Origin of the sequence: Streptomyces sp. NPDC006798, assembly GCF_040635975.1 — a bacterium.
Taxonomy (GTDB): Bacteria; Actinomycetota; Actinomycetes; order Streptomycetales; family Streptomycetaceae; genus Streptomyces.
On record NZ_JBEYIS010000039.1, the window covers coordinates 42,000 to 60,487 of the forward strand.

Annotated in this window: 16 protein-coding genes; 12 read left to right on the forward strand and 4 right to left on the reverse strand. The window is 73.3% G+C overall.

The window, feature by feature from the left end; all coding sequences use genetic code 11:
* Positions 1-638 precede the first annotated feature (638 nt).
* The 4 genes from ABZ714_RS24380 to ABZ714_RS24395 all read left to right on the forward strand — a co-directional run bounded on the left by ABZ714_RS24380 (position 639) and on the right by ABZ714_RS24395 (position 5,076).
* The gene (locus ABZ714_RS24380; protein WP_358827441.1) at positions 639-1,802 is read left to right on the forward strand and encodes a glycine betaine/L-proline ABC transporter ATP-binding protein; all 1,164 of its coding nucleotides are present in this window, start codon (positions 639-641) and stop codon (positions 1,800-1,802) included.
* Positions 1,795-3,603 (forward strand): ABC transporter permease/substrate binding protein, encoded by a 1,809-nt coding sequence (locus tag ABZ714_RS24385; protein ID WP_358827442.1) that lies wholly within the window; start codon positions 1,795-1,797, stop codon positions 3,601-3,603. Before ABZ714_RS24380 ends, ABZ714_RS24385 begins: the two co-directional genes overlap by 8 nt.
* Before the next feature lie 148 nt (positions 3,604-3,751).
* Positions 3,752-4,348 carry an XRE family transcriptional regulator gene (locus ABZ714_RS24390; RefSeq protein ID WP_358827443.1) on the forward strand — a complete coding sequence of 199 codons (597 nt, stop codon included), beginning with the start codon at positions 3,752-3,754 and terminating at the stop codon, positions 4,346-4,348.
* 5 nt (positions 4,349-4,353) lie between these two features.
* Positions 4,354-5,076 carry a helical backbone metal receptor gene (locus ABZ714_RS24395; RefSeq protein WP_358827444.1) on the forward strand — a complete coding sequence of 241 codons (723 nt, stop codon included), beginning with the start codon at positions 4,354-4,356 and terminating at the stop codon, positions 5,074-5,076.
* Here the strand turns inward: ABZ714_RS24395 and ABZ714_RS24400 are convergent.
* Positions 4,988-6,094, reverse strand: a complete 1,107-nt coding sequence (locus ABZ714_RS24400; protein WP_358827467.1) for a C4-dicarboxylate ABC transporter — start codon at positions 6,092-6,094, stop codon at positions 4,988-4,990. The two genes, ABZ714_RS24395 and ABZ714_RS24400, sit on opposite strands and share 89 nt — an antisense overlap.
* A gap of 470 nt (positions 6,095-6,564) precedes the next feature.
* Here ABZ714_RS24400 and ABZ714_RS24405 point away from each other — a divergent pair, with 470 nt between their 5' ends.
* The 7 genes from ABZ714_RS24405 (at position 6,565) to ABZ714_RS24435 (ending at position 13,672) form a co-directional block, all read left to right on the forward strand.
* Positions 6,565-7,527: a LysR family transcriptional regulator gene (locus ABZ714_RS24405; RefSeq protein ID WP_358827445.1), complete on the forward strand. Its 963-nt coding sequence runs from the start codon at positions 6,565-6,567 to the stop codon at positions 7,525-7,527.
* 318 nt (positions 7,528-7,845) lie between these two features.
* Positions 7,846-8,583: a DUF1684 domain-containing protein gene (locus ABZ714_RS24410; protein WP_358827446.1), complete on the forward strand. Its 738-nt coding sequence runs from the start codon at positions 7,846-7,848 to the stop codon at positions 8,581-8,583.
* A 41-nt stretch (positions 8,584-8,624) separates the two neighbouring features.
* Complete coding sequence (locus tag ABZ714_RS24415; protein ID WP_358827447.1) at positions 8,625-10,160, forward strand: ABC transporter substrate-binding protein; 1,536 nt, start codon at positions 8,625-8,627, stop codon at positions 10,158-10,160.
* Positions 10,157-11,122 (forward strand): ABC transporter permease, encoded by a 966-nt coding sequence (locus ABZ714_RS24420; RefSeq protein WP_358827448.1) that lies wholly within the window; start codon positions 10,157-10,159, stop codon positions 11,120-11,122. The genes ABZ714_RS24415 and ABZ714_RS24420 overlap by 4 nt, the downstream gene beginning before the upstream one ends.
* A complete protein-coding gene (locus ABZ714_RS24425) occupies positions 11,119-11,991 on the forward strand; it encodes an ABC transporter permease (RefSeq protein WP_358827449.1) in 873 nt (290 codons plus the stop codon). The genes ABZ714_RS24420 and ABZ714_RS24425 overlap by 4 nt, the downstream gene beginning before the upstream one ends.
* Positions 11,988-12,794, forward strand: coding sequence for an ABC transporter ATP-binding protein (locus ABZ714_RS24430; protein ID WP_358827450.1), 807 nt, complete (start codon positions 11,988-11,990; stop codon positions 12,792-12,794). Before ABZ714_RS24425 ends, ABZ714_RS24430 begins: the two co-directional genes overlap by 4 nt.
* Positions 12,791-13,672, forward strand: a complete 882-nt coding sequence (locus ABZ714_RS24435; RefSeq protein WP_358827451.1) for an ABC transporter ATP-binding protein — start codon at positions 12,791-12,793, stop codon at positions 13,670-13,672. Before ABZ714_RS24430 ends, ABZ714_RS24435 begins: the two co-directional genes overlap by 4 nt.
* 27 nt (positions 13,673-13,699) lie before the next feature.
* On the opposite strand, the gene ABZ714_RS24440 is transcribed toward ABZ714_RS24435, so the two are convergent.
* The 3 genes from ABZ714_RS24440 to ABZ714_RS24450 form a co-directional block, all read right to left on the reverse strand.
* Positions 13,700-14,386, reverse strand: a complete 687-nt coding sequence (locus ABZ714_RS24440; RefSeq protein WP_358827452.1) for a gamma-glutamyl-gamma-aminobutyrate hydrolase family protein — start codon at positions 14,384-14,386, stop codon at positions 13,700-13,702.
* A 47-nt stretch (positions 14,387-14,433) separates the two neighbouring features.
* Positions 14,434-15,816 carry an ethanolamine permease gene (gene eat, locus ABZ714_RS24445; protein WP_358827468.1) on the reverse strand — a complete coding sequence of 461 codons (1,383 nt, stop codon included), beginning with the start codon at positions 15,814-15,816 and terminating at the stop codon, positions 14,434-14,436.
* A 317-nt stretch (positions 15,817-16,133) separates the two neighbouring features.
* Complete coding sequence (locus tag ABZ714_RS24450; protein WP_358827469.1) at positions 16,134-16,820, reverse strand: FCD domain-containing protein; 687 nt, start codon at positions 16,818-16,820, stop codon at positions 16,134-16,136.
* A 272-nt stretch (positions 16,821-17,092) separates the two neighbouring features.
* Between ABZ714_RS24450 and ABZ714_RS24455 the strand changes: the two genes are divergently transcribed.
* On the forward strand, positions 17,093-18,457 hold the full coding sequence (locus ABZ714_RS24455; RefSeq protein WP_358827453.1) for a glutamine synthetase family protein: 1,365 nt from the start codon (positions 17,093-17,095) through the stop codon (positions 18,455-18,457).
* Positions 18,458-18,488: the final 31 nt, after the last annotated feature.

Genomic DNA, 18,488 nt, shown 5'->3' on the forward strand with positions numbered 1-18,488 from the left:
GGCGGGACCGCTCGGCCGTCTCGCGCCGCCGCGTGCGGGCCGAAGGCCCGCCGCCGGCAGGGCTGACGGCGGCGGAGGCCCCGGCCCGGGTCCCGGCCGTCCGGCAGCCCCGGCACCGCGGGGTCCCGCCGGTGGCCCCGGCTCGGGCCGTGCGTCCGGCCGGCCGGTGGCCCCGCCGGTAGGCGACACCGACCCCTGGTCCGGTGCCGGGCGCCGGGGCCCGCGGGTGCGGGGACCCTCGTTCGCGGGTCCCGGCGGCCCCGCCGCCGGGACCTCGCCCGGGCCGTGAGTCCGGCCGCACAGCGGCCCCGCGGTACGCCCTCCGGGGCGGGCGCCGGGACCCCCGTTCGTGGGGCCCGGCCGCCCGGCGAGCCGCCACCCGCCCCGGTGCGGCCCCCGGCCTCGCCTCCGCCCACCGAAATCCGGCAGGACACCTCTTTCCGGCCGCCACTGTTGCGTGATGTGGATCACTGTTGCGTTTGGCGGTACAGGCCGGGGGCAGGCGCGCCGCCGGAGCCGACCCGTGGCGCCGCGGCCCCGAAGCCGCGCGCGGGCCGGGGGCGGGCGGATCCCGCCGGGCTCCGCGATCCGCCCGGATGGGGGTGGCGGATCGATTCCGTACGAGACGTGAGGTGTATGTGTCCAGGCTCGAGGCGGAGCATCTGTACAAGGTGTTCGGCAGACGACCCGAAGCGGCGGTCCGGCGAATCGAAGGGGGCGCGAACCGCGACGAGCTGCGCGCCGACGGAACGACGGCGGCGGTCATCGACGCCTCGTTCACCGTCGAGCCCGGGCAGATCTTCGTGGTCATGGGCCTCTCCGGTTCGGGCAAGTCGACCCTGCTGCGGATGCTCAACGGACTGCTCGAACCCACCGCGGGCCGGGTCCTCTTCGACGGCCGTGATCTGACCGCCCTCAGCGCCCGTGAGCTGCGCTCCGTACGCTCGCGGCGGATCAGTATGGTCTTCCAGCACTTCGCGCTCTTCCCCCATCGAAGCGTGCTGGAGAACGCGGCGTACGGGCTGGAGGTGCAGGGCGTCGAACCGGCCGAGCGCAAGCGGCGGGCCACCGAGGCGCTGGCCCTCGCCGGGCTCGCGGGCTGGGAGGACTCCTGGCCCGACGAGCTGTCCGGCGGGATGCAGCAGCGGGTGGGCCTGGCCCGGGCGCTGGCCACGGACGCCGATCTGCTGCTGATGGACGAGTCCTTCAGCGCCCTGGACCCGCTGATCCGCCGGGACATGCAGGACCAGCTGCTGGAGCTCCAGAAGACCCTGAAGAAGACCATCGTCTTCATCACCCACGACCTCAACGAGGCCATGCGGCTCGGCGACCGGATCGCGGTGATGCGGGACGGCCGGATCGTCCAGCAGGGCTCCGCCGAGGACATCCTGGTCACCCCGGCCGACGACTACGTCGCCTCCTTCACCCAGGACGTCGACCGCACCCGGGTACTGACCGCGGGCGCGATCATGGCCGAACCGGAGACCGCCTACGGCACCCGGACCGACGAGGGCGAGGAGCTGGGCTCCGCCGAGCAGGTGATGGCCGCCGCGCCCGCCGTGGTCAAGGCGGACACCCCGATCACGGAACTCTTCACCCCCTGCTCCACCAGCGGGGTGGCGGTGGCGGTGACCTGCGAGAAGGGCGAGCTGATCGGAGTCGTACCGAGGGCCCGGCTGCTGGCCGTGCTCGGTGAGCCGATGACCCCCGACCAACCGGTGGAGACGGCGGGGACCATGGAGCCGGACGGCTCCGGTACCAGCCCGAAGTCCGCCGGCACCGGGGCGGTGGCCCATGCCTAGACTGCCCCTCGGGGAATGGACCGACAGCGCTGTCGAGTGGCTCCAGACCCATCTGACCTGGCTCTTCGACGCGATCAGTACCGTGGTCACCGGAATGTACGACGGACTGGACACGGTCCTTTCCACCCCGGAGCCGCTGCTGTTCGCCGGAATCCTGGCGGTACTCGCCTGGTGGCTGCGCGGACTGCTCGCCGGACTGCTGGCCTTCGCCGGATTCGCCCTGATCGACTCGGTCGCCCTCTGGGACGAGGCCATGTCGACGCTCTCCCTGGTGCTGGTCGCCACGATCGTCACCCTGGCGATCGCGGTCCCGCTCGGCATCTGGGCGTCGCGTTCGGCGACCGTCAGCGCCGTCGTCCGGCCCGTACTCGACTTCATGCAGACCATGCCCGCGATGGTCTATCTGATCCCGGGCATCATCTTCTTCGGTGTCGGTGTGGTCCCCGGGATCATCGCCACCATCGTGTTCGCCCTGCCGCCCGGCGTACGGATGACCGAACTCGGCATCCGCCAGGTCGACAAGGAACTCGTCGAGGCGGCCGAGGCGTTCGGCACCACGCCCCGTGACACCCTGCTGCGGGTCCAGCTCCCGCTCGCCCTGCCCACCATGATGGCCGGGGTCAACCAGGTCATCATGCTCGGCCTCTCCATGGTCGTGATCGCGGGCATGGTCGGCGGCGGCGGTCTCGGCGGCGAGGTCTACAGCGCCATCGGCAATGTCGACATCGGTCTGGGCTTCGAGGCCGGGCTCTCGATCGTCATCCTCGCCATGTATCTGGACCGGATCACCGGCGAACTGGGCCGCCAGGTCTCCCCGCTGGGCCGCCGGGCGATGGCCAAGGCCCGCGCCCTGGCGGGCGGCCCCTCGATCCGGCACCACCGGCCCCAGTCGTCCGTCGCCGTGGTCGGACTGGTCGTCCTGGCCTTGGTCGCGGGCGGATTCTCGGTCTTCGGCCCCTCCTCCACCGGCACCACCTCGGTGACGGGCGAGGAGAACGTCGGCAAGGGCGAGAAGGTGACCATGGGCTACATCCCGTGGGACGAGGCCATCGCCTCCACCTACCTCTGGAAGGAGCTGCTGGAGCGGCGCGGCTTCGAGGCCGAGGCCAAGCAGCTGGAGACCGGGGCCCTCTACACCGGTCTCGCCAACGGGCAGATCGACTTCCAGACGGATTCCTGGCTGCCGGTGACCCATGCCTCGTACTGGAAGAAGTACGGCGACCGGCTGGAGGACCTCGGCGCCTGGTACGGGCCCACATCCCTCGAACTGGCGGTGCCTTCCTACGTCGACGGGGTCGACTCACTCGCAGATCTCAAGGGCAAGTCGTCCACCTTCAAGGGCCGGATCATCGGTATCGAGCCGAGCGCCGGGATGATGGGCCTGCTCAAGGACAAGGTCCTGAAGGAGTACGGCCTCGAAGGCGAGTACGACGTCGTCGACGGGTCCACGCCCGGCATGCTCGCCGAGCTGAAGCGCGCCTACGCCAAGAAGGAGCCGGTCGTCGTCACCCTGTGGTCCCCGCACTGGGCCTACAGCGATTACGACCTGAAGAAGCTGAAGGACCCGAAGGCCGCCTGGGGCAAGGGCGACGGGGTGCACACCCTGGCCCGGGACGGCTTCGCCGCCGACCACCCCGAGGTCGGAAAGTGGCTCAAGGACTTCCGGATGACCGAGAAGGAGCTGACCGACCTGGAGTCGGAGATCCAGCGCACCGGCAAGGGCAAGGAGCAGCAGGCCGTCCGGGCCTGGCTGGAGAAGAACCCCGGCTTCGTCGAGAAGACGGTTCCGGTCACCGGGTGACGTACGCGTTCACCCGGGGGTACGGGGTGGTTCCGGACAGTGTCCGGGCCACCCCGGCCGTTTTCGGCCCCTCTCGGGGGTGATCGCGGAGGTAGCCGCGCCGGAAGCTGCGTAAGGTTGTACAGAACGCAGGAAGGGGAGCCGGCGCATGGACGCTGACGCCAAGGACGGCAGGGACCCGAAGGAGACCGAGCGTCTCCGGGTCGGCACCGCCGTGCGCAGGCGGCGGCGGGCCCTCGATCTGACGCTGGCCTCCGTCGCCGAGCGCTCGGGACTCTCGGTGCCCTTCCTCAGCCAGATCGAGAACGACCGGGCCCGGCCCAGCCGCCGCTCCCTCCAGCGGGTCGCCGACGCCCTGGAGACCACCGCGGACCGGCTGATCGCCGCCTCCGACGCGGCCCGTACGGTCACCGTCTCCCGGGCCGACCCGGCCGCCCCCGCCGACGGGACCCCCGCCGCGCCCCGCACCCGCCGCCTGGTCCACGGACGGCATCAGCTGGAGGCGCTGGAGTTCTGCGGGGAGCACGACACCGAGGGCGAGTTCCAGCACCGCAACGACGAGCTGATGTACGTCGCCGACGGCACCGTCGAGATCGAGGCCGAGGGCCGCGCCTACCGGCTGGGCCGGGGTGACACCCTGTTCCTCTCCGGTGGCGTACGGCACCGCTGGCGGGCCGGGGGCGCGGAGACCCGGGTCGTCGTGGTCACCGTTGCCGAACACATCGAGACGCCCCCCGGCGGCTGACCGGGATGCGGGTGGTCTCCCTCGTACCGTCGCTGACCGAGGCGATCGCCGTGACCGCCCCCGGGCTGCTGGTCGGCGCCACCGACTGGTGCTCCCACCCCGCCGGCCTCGACGTCGTCCGGATCGGCGGCACCAAGAACCCCGACACCGACGCCGTACTGCGGCTGCGGCCCGATCTCGTCGTCGCCAACGAGGAGGAGAACCGGGCCCCGGACCTGGACCGGCTACGGGCCGCCGGAGTGGAGGTCCTGGTCACCGAGGTCCGCGACCTGCCGGGCGGGCTGCGCGAACTGCGCCGGGTACTGGCCGACGGCTGCGGGTCGCCTGTGCCCGAGTGGCTGGACCGGTCCCGGGCCGCCTGGGCCGCCGCCGGGCCCGTCGCGGACCGCCCCGTACCGGCGGTGATCCCGATCTGGCGCCGCCCCTGGATGGTGCTGGGCCGGGACACCTTCGCGGGCGATCTGCTGGCCCGGCTGGGCGTGGTCAATGTCTGCGCGGGGCATCCGGAGCGCTATCCCCGGATCCCGCTTGACGAACTGCGGACGTCCGGCGCCGAACTGGTCGTCCTGCCCGACGAGCCGTACCGCTTCGCCCCCGGCGACGGCCCGGAGGCGTTCCCCGGGCTGCCCGCCGCCCTCGTCAGCGGCCGGGCCCTGACCTGGTACGGGCCGTCGCTGGAAGCGGCGCCCCGGGAGCTGGCGGCGGCGCTGCGGGCAGCGCTCCGCTGAGCAGTCCGCGCACGGTCCGCCAGCCCGCCACCGCCCAGCCGGTCACCAGCAGCGCGTAGAGCGCCGCCGCGACCACCCAGAGCAGCGTCAGACCGGTCCGCTGGGCGAGCGCGGCCGCCCCGGTCACACAGGTGCCGACGGGGAAGGTGAAGGCCCACCAGCCGAGGGTGAACGGCAGCCCCCGGCGGGCCGCGCGCACCAGCATCGCCGCCGCCAGCGCCAGCCACAGCAGGGCGAAACCCATCACGGGCACCCCGTAGCCGACCGCGACGAGACCCGCGTACGGCCGTCCCGGCAGCGCGTCCGCCAGCTGGTTCGCGGCGGTCGTGGACTGCCCCAGCGGCCCCAGGACCAGCAGCAGCGACGGGGTGAGCGCGAGCGGCAGCGGCCCCTGCCGGAAGAGCCGGGCCAGGACCAGCGGCAGTACCGCCAGCGCCGCGAGACCGCTGGCACCGGCCAGCCCCAGACTCACCACCAGCAGGGTCCGCCGCAGCTCGCCGTCGGGGGCCGCGGCCGCCAGCAGCGGGCCGAAGGCCGCCGCGACCATCGGGGCGACCAGCGGCAGCAGCCAGACCGGCGACGGTTCCGCCGCCGGGGCGTCCGGCGCCGGGCGGTCCCGTACCACCAGCAGATACGGCACCGCCGCCGCGGCGAGTACGGCGACGGCGCAGCCCACCGCGAACAGGGCGACGGCGACCGGGAGCGCGGCCCGGTCGCCGACGACCTCCCGGCCCGGCCCGAGCGCGCCGATCCCGACGGCCAGGGGGGCCATCGCGGCACAGCCGTAGAACGGCACGACGGCCGGGTCGTGGAGCTGGGCCCGGGCCCGGTCGCGATGGTGGCGCCAGTGGAGCGCCCGCGCGGTCGCCACGGCGGCCAGCAGTACCGCGGAGAGCGCCCAGACGGCGGCCAGCGGGGCCCGGACCGGGCCGCCCGAACCCGACACGGCCCACCCGGCCACGGCGACGCTCGCGGTCCCCATCACGGCGGCGTACCACTGCGGCCCGAACTCCCGCAGCCGGGGGAAGGATCCGGCCGCACGGGCCCCGGGGGCGGCTTCCCGGCCGGTGACGCGGGAGGGGCGTACGGCCGCGGCGGCGGGTTCCACCGGCCCGGGGGAGGGGGTGGCCGGTGGTGCCCCGGCGGAGGCCGCCGGGGCCCGTCCGTCCGCTCCCGGGCCGGACCCGGGATCCGGGCCCGTGGTTCCGCCGGTGGGCGCCGTCGGCGCGCGGACTCCCGCGGCCCGGCCGGTGCCGGGGGAGTCCGCCGGGATCCCGGTCGCGGTCGAGGGCCCCGCGGCCCGGCCGGTGGCGGCGCCGGGCGTCTCCCGGCCCGCCGTCGGAACGGCGTCGAGCGTGCCTCCGACGGGGTGTCCGGCGGTGGGCGAGGGGCGTACGGGCTGTGCGGCGGTGGCCATGGTCCCCACTGTCGTCGCAGGTCACCGGCCCCGCCAGGGACGTATCCGCTATGACCTCATAAGCTGGGCCGATGAGCGATGGCGGACCCGAAGACGCGGCGGACCGGGCACCGCGGCGTTCGCCGCTGGCGCACCGGGTCCCGGACCTGGGCGCCCTCGAACTGCTGCTGGCCGTCGCCCGGCACGGCAGTCTCGGCCGGGCCGCCCGTGAGCTGGGCATCAGCCAGCCCGCCGCCAGCGGCCGGATCAGGTCCATGGAGACGCGGCTGGGTGTGGCCCTGGTCGACCGCTCGCCCACGGGCTCCCGGCTCACCCCGGCGGGCGTCCTCGTCACCGACTGGGCGCGCCGGATCGTGGAGGCGGCGGAGGCGTTCGACGCGGGCGCCCAGGCGCTCCGCGGCCACCGGGACTCCCGGCTGCGGATCGCCGCCTCGATGACCATCGCCGAGTACCTGCTGCCCGGCTGGCTGGTCGCCCTGCGGGCGCTGCGGCCCGATACCGCCGTCTCCCTGTACGCCGGGAACTCGGCCGCCGTCGCCGACCGGCTCGCCTCGGGCGAGGCCGACCTCGGCTTCGTCGAGGGGCTGCGGATCCCGGCCGGGCTCGACGGGGCGACCGTCGCCGAGGACCGGCTGCTGGTGGTGGTCGCCCCCGGGCACCCCTGGGCCCGGCGCCGTACCCCCGTACCCCCGGCGGAACTCGCCGCGGCACCGCTGGTGCTGCGGGAACCCGGCTCCGGTACCCGGCAGGTGCTCGACGCGGCGCTGGCCCGCTACGGCGGCACCGCGGCGCCCCTGCTCGAACTGGCCTCCACCACGGCGGTGAAGGCGGCGGCCGTCAGCGGCGCGGGCCCGACCGTGCTGAGCGAGCTGGCCGTCACGGACGAACTGGCCGCCCGGCGGCTGGTGGCGGTGGAGCTGGCGGACGTTCCGCTGCGCCGGGCGCTGCGCGCGGTCTGGCGGCGCTCCCAGCGGCCCGCCGGACCGGCGCGCGAACTGCTGGCGCTCACCACCGCGTCGAACCCGCCTCGGTGACGACCGCGCCGACCCCGTCTCTGTGACATCCGGATGAAGCCCGACGGCCGCCCCAACCGCCCACAGTCGTAAGGGGATTGCCGTGCCAAGCCGGTCGCACGGCTCTGGCCTGCGGAAACGCCCTGCCGCTCAGGCTGTCCGGAACCGCGTCTCAGCATCTGGTTGTACTTGACATTAGTTCACCTTATGGAAGATAAAGATCAGGCTTTGGGTTGAACGTCGCCCCCTGTGACGAATGGGCGGTGCGTCCGGAGCATTCGTATGCCTGCCCGTCCCCCCGGTTCGTCCCGCCTTCGTCCGATGTGAGTGAGTGCCGCCGTGTCCCACCCCACCCCCGTACCGCCGGTCAGCGACCCCGCCGGGGCGTGGAAGGAATGGCGCGCCGAGCGCCACCGGGCCGTCACCTCGCCCACCGGCAACCTCGCCCTGGTCGAGACCCGCTGGCTGCCGGCCGGGGAGCGCCCCGACCCGGCGGCGGCCCGCGCCGGACTCCCCGACGGCGACACCGTCACCACCGTCGAACGGACCGACCTGGTCACCGGCGCCCCCGAGTACGGGCTCCGCTTCTGGTCCGCCGACGCCCCCGCCCTCCGCGCCTACGAGCGCACCGAGGTCTTCCCGTACGACCCCGACTGGGTCTTCGACGCCACCTTCACCCCCGTCCCCGGCGCCCGCCGGATCCCCTTCGAACACATCAGGGACAACGGCGGCACCCGCGACCTCGTCGTCCCCGGCGACATCGCCCTCACCCTCGACGGCCGCGAGTACACCCTCAGCGCCTTCGACGACGACGGCACCCTGCTGCTGGTCTTCGGCGACCCCACCAACGGTGCCCCCGGCGACGACGGCACCTACGGCGCCGGGCGGTTCCTCTTCGTGACCCGTACCGGCGACGGCTCCGTACGCCTCGACTTCAACCGGGCCTTCGTGCCGCCCTGCGGCTACTCCGATCAGTACAACTGTCCGATGCCGCCGCGGCAGAACCGCCTCCACCTGCCCGTCACGGCCGGTGAGAAGCGGGTCGTCAGCCGCGGCGGCGCGACCGCCACGCACTGATCCCGTCCCGCCGTACCTCCGCACGAAAGAGCAGCCCCGTCATGAGCAGCACCGCCCGCACCCGCCGTCACGTCCTGCCCGCCGTCACCGCCGCGGCCCTCGTCCTCGCCCTCACCGCCTGCGGCGGCGACCCCGTCGGCGGTGGCAGCGGCGGCGGCACCGGCAAGCACGACCCGAACGCGACCGTCACCATCGGCTCCCTCTACGAGCCGCAGAACCTCGACAACACCGCGGGCGGCGGCCAGGGCGTCACCGAGGCCCTGCACGGCAATGTCTACGAGGGCCTGTTCCGGCTCACCGACACCGGGAAGACCGAGCCGCTGCTCGCCGCATCCCACAAGGTCAGCCCGGACGGACTCACGTACACCTTCACCCTCCGCGACGGCGTCACCTTCCACAGCGGCAAGAAGCTCACCAGCGCCGACGTCAAGCACAGCCTGGAGCGGGTGATCGGCCCCGACTCCCAGTCCGCGCGGAAGAAGAACCTCTCCGTCATCAAGACGGTCACCGCCCCGGACCCGAAGACCGTCACCGTCACGCTCTCCCAGAAGTCGATCTCCTTCGTCTACAACCTGAGCTACGTCTGGATCGTCAACGCCGACGCCGGTGACCTGCGGGCCGCTGCCGACGGCACCGGACCGTTCGAGCTGGGGAACTGGACCCGGGGTTCGTCCCTCGGACTCGACCGCTTCACCGGCTACTGGGGCGAGGCCGCCGCCAGCAAGAAGATCGTGCTGCGCTACTTCAAGGACGCGTCGGCGCTCAACAACGCCCTGCTCAGCAAGGGCGTGGACCTGGTCACCAGCCAGCAGTCGCCCGACGCGCTCGACCGCTTCAAGAAGGACCCGGCGTACAAGATCACCGAAGGTGCCTCCACCACCAAGCTGCTGCTCGCCTTCAACGACAAGGCCGAACCCTTCACCGACGTCCGGGTCCGCCGGGCCGTCGCCGCCGCCGTCGACGACAAGAAGCTGCTGGAATCCGTCTGGGGCGGCCACGGCAAGCCGATCGGCTCCATGGTCCCGCCCACCGACCCCTGGTACGAGGACCTCACCGGCACCGACCCGTACGACCCGGCCCTGGCGAAGCGGCTGCTGGCCGAGGCCGGACATCCGGACGGCTTCTCCTTCACCCTCCAGACCCCGTCGTACGACCCGCATCCCACCGCCGCGACCTTCATCGCGTCCCAGCTCGGCGCCGTCGGCATCGAGGTGAAGATCGAACCCATCACCCCGGACCAGTGGTACACCAAGGTCTACAAGAACAAGGACTTCGACGCCACGCTCCAGGAGCACGTCAACGACCGAGATCTGGTCTGGTACGGCAACCCCGACTTCTACTGGGGCTATGACAACCCGCAGGTCGCCAAGTGGGTCGAGGAGGCCGAGCGGTCCTCGACCCCGGCGGAGCAGACCGAGCTGCTGAAGAAGGTCAACCGGACCACCGCCCGTGAGGCGGCCAGTGAGTGGCTCTACCTCTACCCCCAGATCGTGGTCGCCGACAGCCGGATCTCCGGCTACCCCCTCAACGGGCTGAACTCCCAGTTCCACGCCTACGGGATCAAGAAGAACCGATGACCCGCTACGTCCTGCGACGGCTGGCCCTGCTGCTGGTCTCCCTGGCGCTGGCCACCGTCGTACTCTTCGTCCTGCTGCGGATGCTGCCGGGCGACCCCGCCAACGCGCTCACCGCCGTCGGCGCCACCGACGAGCAGATCGCCGCCGCCCGGGCGTCGATCGGCTCGGACCGGCCGCTGCCCGAACAGTTCGTCCACTGGACCGGACAGCTCGTCCGCGGCGACTTCGGTACATCCTTCGTCAGCTCCCTGCCCGTCGGACCCGAGATCGCCACCCGGCTCCAGGTCACCCTCCCGCTCACCCTCGCCGCGTTCCTGCTGGCCGTCGCCGTCGCCGTCCCCGCCGGGTTCGTCGCCGCCCACAAGCGGCACACCTGGTACGGGGCCCTGCTCAGCGGGGTCTCCCAACTCGGCATCGCGATCCCGGTGTTCTGGCTCGGGATGATCCTGGTCGCCGTACTCGCGGTCAACGCCCGCTGGTTCCCCTCCGGCGGCTTCCCGCCCGACGGCTGGGCCGACCCCACCGAGGCGGTCCGCGCCCTGACCCTGCCCGTCATCACCGTCGCCCTGGTGATGAGCGCGTCCCTGATCCGCTACGTACGCTCCGCCACGCTCGACGTCCTCGGCAGCGACTACCTCCGCACCGCCCGGGCCCTCGGCGCCTCCTTCGGGTCCGCGATGTGGCGGCACGGGCTGCGGAACGCCTCCGTACCCGTCATCTCCGTCCTCGGCATCGAACTCGCCTCCACCCTGCTCGGCGCGGTCGTCGTGGAGTCCGTCTTCGCCCTGCCCGGCCTCGGCTCCCAGCTCACCACCGGCATCAGCCAGCACGACTACCCGGTCATCCAGGGCGTGCTGTTCGTCTCCACCCTCGCGGTGCTGCTGATCGGCTTCGCCGCCGACATCGTCCAGCGCGTGGTCGACCCCCGGCTGCGGACCGGACTCGCGGGAGGCACCCGATGACCACCACCACCCTTCCGGGGGATGCCCCCACCCAAAAGCGGGCCGCCGCCCGGCCCCGCCGGTCGTACACCCTGATCACCGGGGCCGTACTCGCCGGAGCCGTCGCCCTCCTCGCCCTGGTCTCCCTCTTCTGGCTGCCCTACGCCACCGACGACACCTCCGGCGGACGGCTCGCCGCACCCGGCGGCGAGCACCTCCTCGGCACCGACAAGCTCGGCCGCGACCTGCTCACCCAGGTGATGAACGGCGCCACCATCGCCGTCCAGGCCGGTCTCGGCTCCGTGCTGATCGCCGCCGCCCTCGGCACCGTACTCGGACTGCTCGCCGCCTTCGCCCAGGGCTGGCTCGACGACACCCTCTCCGCCTGCCTCGATCTGCTGATCGCCTTCCCCACCCTGCTGCTGGCGATGCTGATCGTGGCCGCCCGCTCCGGCAGCCTCGGCTCCGCGATCCTCGCCATCGGCATCGCCCAGAGCGCCGTCGTCGCCCGGCTCGTCCGGATCCTGGCCAAACGCGTCCTCGCCCAGGACTACATCACCGCCTCCCGGACCTCCGGCACCACCTGGCCGAGGATCGTCACCGGGCACGTCCTGCCCAATATCTGGCCCACCCTCGTGGTCAACCTCGCCCTCCAGTTCGGCCTCGCCGTCCTCGCCGAGGCGGGCCTGTCCTACCTCGGCCTCGGCGCGCCGCCGCCCAACGCCTCCTGGGGCCGGATGCTGCTGGACGCCCAGGCCACCTTCACCACCGCGCCCGCCGGGGCCCTCGCGCCCGGCATCCTCCTCGTCGTCCTGGTCGTCGGCGTCAACCTGGTCGCCGACGGACTCCGCGACACCCTCGACCCCACCAGCCGCGGAAGGCGCGCATGACTCCCCTCCTCGCCGTCCGCGGGCTGACCGTCCGCACCCGCGACGGCCGCGCCCTCGTCGACGGCCTCTCCCTCGACATCGCCCCCGGCGAACGGCTCGGCCTGATCGGCGAGTCCGGCTCCGGGAAGTCCCTGACGGCCCTCGCGACCCTCGGACTGCTGCCCGCCGGACTCACCGCCGAGGGCAGCGTCCGGCTCGCCGGGACCGAGATCGTCGGCGCCCGCGAGAAACACCTCACCGCCGTCCGGGGCCGGGACGCGGCCGTCGTCTTCCAGGAGCCGCTGACCGCCCTCGACCCGCTGATGCGGGTCGGCGCCCAGATCGCCGGACCCCTCGCCCGGCACCGGCGACTCAAGGGCGCGGCCCTGGGGCAGGCCGTCACCGCCGAACTGGAACGGGTCCGGCTCCCGGAGCCGGACCGGATCGCCCGGTCCCGCCCGCACGAACTCTCCGGCGGACAGCGCCAGCGCGTCGCCCTCGCCATGGCCCTGGCCTGCGCGCCGAAACTGCTGATCGCCGACGAACCCACCACGGCCCTCGACGTCACCGTCCAGGCCGAACTGCTGGAACTGCTGGACACCCTGGTCCGCGAACGGGACATGGCGCTCCTCTTCATCAGCCACGACCTGGCCGTGGTGGCCGGGGTCGCCGACCGGGCGCTGGTGATGAAGGACGGCCGGGCGGTCGAGGAGGGCCCGGTCCACCGGGTCGTCACCGCCCCGGGCGCGCCCTACACCGAGGCGCTGGTGGCCAGCGCCCGGACCCTGGAGAACGCCCTGACGGGACGGAGGACGCCCCGATGACCGCTGCCGAAGCCGCCGAAGGCACCAACGGCCGCCCGGCCGGAACCGGCCCGTCCGACGCCGGTGTCCGGACCGGCGCGGACACCCGTACCACCGCCGGAACCCCGGGCGGTGAGCCCGTCCTCGCCGCCGACCGGGTCTCGTACGCCTACCGGGGCGGCGGGGCGAGCGTCCTCACCGATGTCTCCCTCGCGGTCGCCCCGGGGGAGAGCCTCGCCGTGGTCGGCGAGTCCGGCACCGGGAAGACCACCCTGCTCCGGCTCCTCCTCGGCCTCGCCCGCCCCACCGCCGGGACGGTCCGCTACGAGGGCGAGGAGCTGAGGCCCCGCGACCGCGCCCTGACCCGGCACTTCCGCCGGGGCGTGCAGTGCGTCTTCCAGGACCCGTACGCCTCCCTCGACCCCCGCCGCCGGGTCGGCGACTCCGTCGCCGAACCCCTCCGCTCCCTCGGCCTCGCGACCCGCCGGGAGGCCGCGCCCCGGGTGGCCGCCGCGCTCACCGCCGTAGGGCTGCCGCCGGACGCCGCCGACCGCTATCCGCACGAGTTCTCCGGCGGCCAGCGCCAGCGCGTCGCGATCGCCCGCGCCACCGTCTGCGACCCCCGGGTCCTGCTCGCCGACGAACCCGTCAGCGCCCTCGACGTCACCACCCGGGTCAAGGTCGTCGAACTGCTCCGCGAACTCCGCGACGACCGCAGACTGGCCCTGGTCATGGTCTCCCACGATCTCTCCGTGGTCGCCTCCCTCTGCGACCGCACGGCGGTCCTCAGCGGCGGCCGGGTGGTGGAACAGGGCCCGACGGAACAGGTCCTGACCACCCCCGAACACCCCTACACGGCCCGCCTGGTGGCCAGCGTGCCCCGGCTGCCGTCCGTTTGAACGGGACCTCAGCGGCCCGGACAGGGCTCAGCGGGCCGTACTCGCCCGGACCAGGGCCTCGGTGACCGTGAGGTCGTCGCCCATCTCCGGGTGCCACTGGACGCCCAGGACCCAGGCCGGTCCCGGGAGTTCCACCGCCTCGACCGTGCCGTCGTCCGCGTGGGCCGAGGCCGTCAGGGGCGGGGCGAGGCGGTCGACGGCCTGGTGGTGGTAGGTGGGGACCCGGACGGGCACCGGGGCCGCGGCGGCGTAGCGCGTGCCGGGGACCGGGGTGACCCGGTGGCTGCCGAAGACGCCCTCGCCGCCGGTATGGCCGTCGATGTGCTGGGTGAGGGTGCCGCCGAGGGCCACGTTCAGCAGTTGCATGCCCCGGCAGATGCCGAGCAGCGGGGTGCCCGACTCCAGCGCCGCGTCGATCAGGGCCAGTTCCCAGGCGTCCCGGTCGCGGGCGGGCGGGCCGGTCCTGGCGTCCGGCTCGGCCCCGTACCGTACGGGTTCCACATCGGCGCCGCCCGCGACGATCAGCCCGTCGATCCGGGCCACCGCCTCCCGTGCGGCGTCCGGGCCGGGGTCGGGGGGCAGCAGGGCCGCGAGCCCGCCGGAGCGCTGGACCAGCTCCGGATAGGCCGCGGGGAGCAGCGCCGCGGGCAGTTTCCACACCCCCCAGGCGGCCGGGTTCAGATAGGTCGTGACGCCGATCAGCGGCTTCGGCACGGCGACGCTCCTCTTCGGTGGGTACGGTCCTGGCGGCAGCGGCGGGGTCAGTCCCGGTCGAGTTCGGCCTCCGCCGCCGCGAGGGCGGCGAACTCCTCCTCCGGGGCGCTCGCCACCAGATGGTGACGGCTGTAGCAGGCGAAGTAGCCGAGGGCCACGCCGTAGACCAACAGGGCGATCAGCGCCGCCACCACATCCACCAGGAACGTCGCCACCAGCGCCGAGAGCGCGAGGACGAAGGCGACGGACGAGGTGATCGCGCCGCCGGGAGTGCGGTACGGGCGGTGCAGCCCCGGCTCGCGGCGGCGCAGCACGATATGGGAGAGCGCCATCAGCGCGTAGCTGATCGTCGCCCCGAAGACCGCGATGTTCAGCATCCGGCCGCCGTCGCCGGTCGACGCGGCCAGGGCGAAGCCGATCGCGCCCGGGATCACCAGACCGAGATAGGGCGACCGGCGGCGGCTGGTCAGCGACAGGAACCGGGGCAGATATCCCGCCCGGGAGAGCGCGAACAACTGGCGGGAGCCCGCGTAGATCAGGGAGAAGAAGGACGCCACCAGGCCCGCGAGTCCGGCGTAGTTGACGATCCGGCTCAGGGTCGTCGGCTCGCCGTCCCCCTGCAACGCCACCACCAGCGGGTTCCCCGCTTCCTGGATGGCGGCCGAGCCCCGGGCCCCGGTCGCGGCGAAAAAGGTGACCAGGGCCAGCAGCACCAGGACGGCCATGGCGATCGCCAGCGCCTTCGGCAGCGACCGCACCGGGTCCTTCGCCTCCTCGGCGGCGAGCGGTACGCCCTCCACACCGAGGAAGAACCACATCCCGAACGGGAAGGCCGCCCAGATCCCCAGCAGCCCGAACGGCAGCCACGAGTTGGACCCGAACGCGTCTCCGTCCACCGGGATGTCGTTCAGCCGGGCCGCGTCGAAGCCGGTGAAGGCACCGATCGCGAAGATCAGCAGCGCGGCCACCGCGATCGCCGTGACGACCAGGCTGAACCGCAGGGCCTCGCCCACACCCCACAGATGGATCCCGATGAAGACCGCGAAGCAGGCGAGATAGACCGGCCGGCCCGCCTCCAGGCCGAACAGGCCCAGTGATTCGACGTAGTCGCCGATGAAGATGGAGATCGCGGCGGGGGCGAGGACGTACTCGATCAGGATGGCCGTACCGGTCAGGAATCCGCCCCAGGTGCCGAGGGCCCGGCGGGCGAAGCCGTAGCCGCCGCCCGCGGTCGGCAGGATCGCGGAGAGTTCGGCGAGGGCGAAGACCAGACAGGCGTACATCACCCCCATCAGCAGCAGCGCGACGGCGAGCCCGCCGAACCCCCCCTTCGACAGGCCGATGTTCCAGCCGGAGAAGTCACCGGAGACGACATACGCCACCCCGAGCCCCGTCAGCAGCAGCCAGCCCGCGCTGCCCCGGCGCAGCATGCGGCGGCGGTGATAGGCGTCGTCGCGGGGCGCGGCGGGCCCGGGGAGCGACGGCTGGGTGGATTCGGGTCTGCTGGTGGTTCCTTCGGCCATGCTGGATCACTCCCGGCAGTCAAAGGTTTAGGCCGACACCATTGCGGTACGTCCGGGGGGCGCGCAAGACCTGTGCGGCGATGTCCTCCGACCGGGGCGTGCGACCGGGGCATCCGGGCTGAGGCGTCCCGGCCGGGGTGTCCGGAACGGGGGTCTCGCGCGGCATTGCCTTGCGCGGCCGGTCCGGGGCGGGATCCTGTGCGGACGGTCCGCCGGTCCGGGCGTCAGGACAGAAAGCCCCGCAGCAGCGCCGCCGTGCCCGCGCAGTGTTCGCGCATGGTCTCCCGCGCGGCGTCCGGGTCGCCCGCGAGTACCGCCTCCACCACGGCCGTGTGCTGCTGCTGGGAGTGCTCCAGGTTCCGGACCAGCAGCGGAATGCAGTCCAGCAGGTCGTTGAGGGTGGCCCGGACACCCGCGTACCGCCCGGCCAGCGACGGCGAGCCGGACAGTCCGGCCAGGGTGAGGTGGAGGAGCGTGTCCCGGCGGCGGTACTCCGCGAGCGGCGCGTCGTGGGTGGCCGCCAGCGCCGCCCGCAGCCGGTCCGCGCCCTCGTCCGTCAGTCCGTGCGCGGCGCACAGCTCCGCGGCGCCGACCTCCAGCACCTCCCGGAAGCGCAGGGTGTCCTCCACGTCCCGGCCCGCGAGCCTGCGCCGCAGCTCCTCCTCGCCGTAGGCGTCCGGGCGCGGCAGGACGAACGTACCGCCGTAGCGGCCCCGCCGGGGTTCGACCAGACCCTGATCGGTGAGGACCTTCAGCACCTCCCGGAGGGTGACCCGGCTGATCCCCATCAGCTCGGCCAGATCCCGTTCCGCCGGGAGCCGTTCACCGGCCGGGACCAGGCCGAGCCGGAGCAGCTGGAGGATCTGCTCCAGCGCCTCCTCGAAGCCGTTGCCCGCCCGGACCGGCCGCAGGACGGCCGCCGGGCCGCCAGCGGCTCCGGCCCCGCCCGCAGCTCCGGCGCCGGCTTCGGCCGTCTCCGGCGTCCCGTACGTCTCGACAGCCGCGCCGGTCACCACCGGGTCCGGGTCCGTGTCCGTGTTGGTGGAACTGTCCGCCGGTATCCCCGCCGGTCCCGGTTCCCCCGGGCGTATCTCCGTCCGCGCCACGTGGCCGACCCCCTTCCCAATCAATGGTCTTCAGCAATACCTTATGGCTCCCGGCCGATCCGAGGAGGCCCGACCCCGTGGCAGACCGCACACCCCCGCTCCCCGTCGGCGAGTTGCGCGCCCGCGTCGCGAGCGGTGAGATCGACACCGTCGTCCTCGCCTTCCCCGATATGCAGGGACGGCTCCAGGGCAAGCGGTTCGCCGCGCCCTTCTTCCTCGACGAGGTCCTCGCCCACGGCACCGAGGGCTGCAACTACCTCCTCGCCGTCGACACCGAGATGAACACCGTCGACGGCTACGCCATGTCCTCGTGGGACCGGGGGTACGGCGACTTCGCGATGCGCCCCGACCCGGCCACCCTGCGCCGGGTGCCCTGGCACGAGGGCACCGCCCTCCTCATCGCCGACCTCGCCTGGGACGACGGCGCTCCCGTCGTCGCCGCCCCCCGCCAGGTGCTCCGCGGCCAGCTCGCCCGGCTCGCGGAACGCGGCTGGACCGCGAACGTCGGCACCGAGCTGGAGTTCATCGTCTTCAAGGACACCTACGAACAGGCCTGGGACCGCGACTACCGCGGACTGACCCCGGCCAACCAGTACAACATCGACTACTCCGTCCTCGGCACCGGCCGGATCGAACCCCTGCTGCGCCGGATCCGCAACGAGATGGCCGCCGCCGGACTGACCGTGGAGTCCGCCAAGGGCGAGTGCAATCCGGGCCAGCACGAGATCGTCTTCCGCTACGACGAAGCCCTCGTCACCTGCGACCAGCACGCCGTCTACAAGACCGGCGCCAAGGAGATCGCCGCCCAGGAAGGCGTCTCCCTCACCTTCATGGCCAAGTACGACGAGCGCGAAGGCAACTCCTGCCATATCCATCTCTCCCTCGCCGACGCCGACGGCACCAACGTCATGGCGGGGGACGGGCCCGGCGGGATGTCGCCGGTGATGCGGCACTTCCTCGCCGGACAGCTCGCCGCCCTGCGCGAGTTCAGCCTCCTGTACGCGCCCAACGTCAACTCCTACAAGAGGTTCCAGCCCGGCTCCTTCGCCCCCACCGCCGTCGCCTGGGGCCATGACAACCGCAGCTGCGCCCTGCGGGTCGTCGGCCACGGCCGCTCCCTGCGGTTCGAGAACCGGCTCCCCGGCGGCGACGTCAATCCCCATCTGGCCGTCGCCGGGCTGATCGCCGCCGGGCTGTACGGCGTCGAGCAGGAGCTGGAACTCCCCGAGCCGTGCGCCGGGAACGCCTATACGGCGGAGTACGCCCGGGTCCCCGCCACCTTGCGCGAGGCCGCCGAGCTCTGGGAGACCAGCGCCGTCGCGAAGGCCGCGTTCGGTGCCGAGGTCGTCGCGCACTACCTCAACACGGCCCGGGTCGAACTCGCCGCGTACGACGCCGCCGTCACCGACTGGGAACGGCGCCGCTCCTTCGAACGCCACTGACCCCCTCCGACCGCCGCCTCCCGCGCCCGGG

Bases quoted from the DNA above. Each gene is read 5' to 3' on its own strand.
- ABZ714_RS24435 (WP_358827451.1), top strand. From the start codon at position 12,791: ATGACCGCTGCCGAAGCCGCCGAAGGCACCAACGGCCGCCCGGCCGGA.
- ABZ714_RS24425 (WP_358827449.1), top strand. From the start codon at position 11,119: ATGACCACCACCACCCTTCCGGGGGATGCCCCCACCCAAAAGCGGGCC.
- ABZ714_RS24415 (WP_358827447.1), top strand. From the start codon at position 8,625: ATGAGCAGCACCGCCCGCACCCGCCGTCACGTCCTGCCCGCCGTCACC.
- ABZ714_RS24395 (WP_358827444.1), top strand. From the start codon at position 4,354: ATGCGGGTGGTCTCCCTCGTACCGTCGCTGACCGAGGCGATCGCCGTG.
- ABZ714_RS24420 (WP_358827448.1), top strand. From the start codon at position 10,157: ATGACCCGCTACGTCCTGCGACGGCTGGCCCTGCTGCTGGTCTCCCTG.
- eat (WP_358827468.1), bottom strand. From the start codon at position 15,816: ATGCTGCGCCGGGGCAGCGCGGGCTGGCTGCTGCTGACGGGGCTCGGG.
- ABZ714_RS24430 (WP_358827450.1), top strand. From the start codon at position 11,988: ATGACTCCCCTCCTCGCCGTCCGCGGGCTGACCGTCCGCACCCGCGAC.
- ABZ714_RS24385 (WP_358827442.1), top strand. From the start codon at position 1,795: ATGCCTAGACTGCCCCTCGGGGAATGGACCGACAGCGCTGTCGAGTGG.
- ABZ714_RS24390 (WP_358827443.1), top strand. From the start codon at position 3,752: ATGGACGCTGACGCCAAGGACGGCAGGGACCCGAAGGAGACCGAGCGT.
- ABZ714_RS24405 (WP_358827445.1), top strand. From the start codon at position 6,565: ATGAGCGATGGCGGACCCGAAGACGCGGCGGACCGGGCACCGCGGCGT.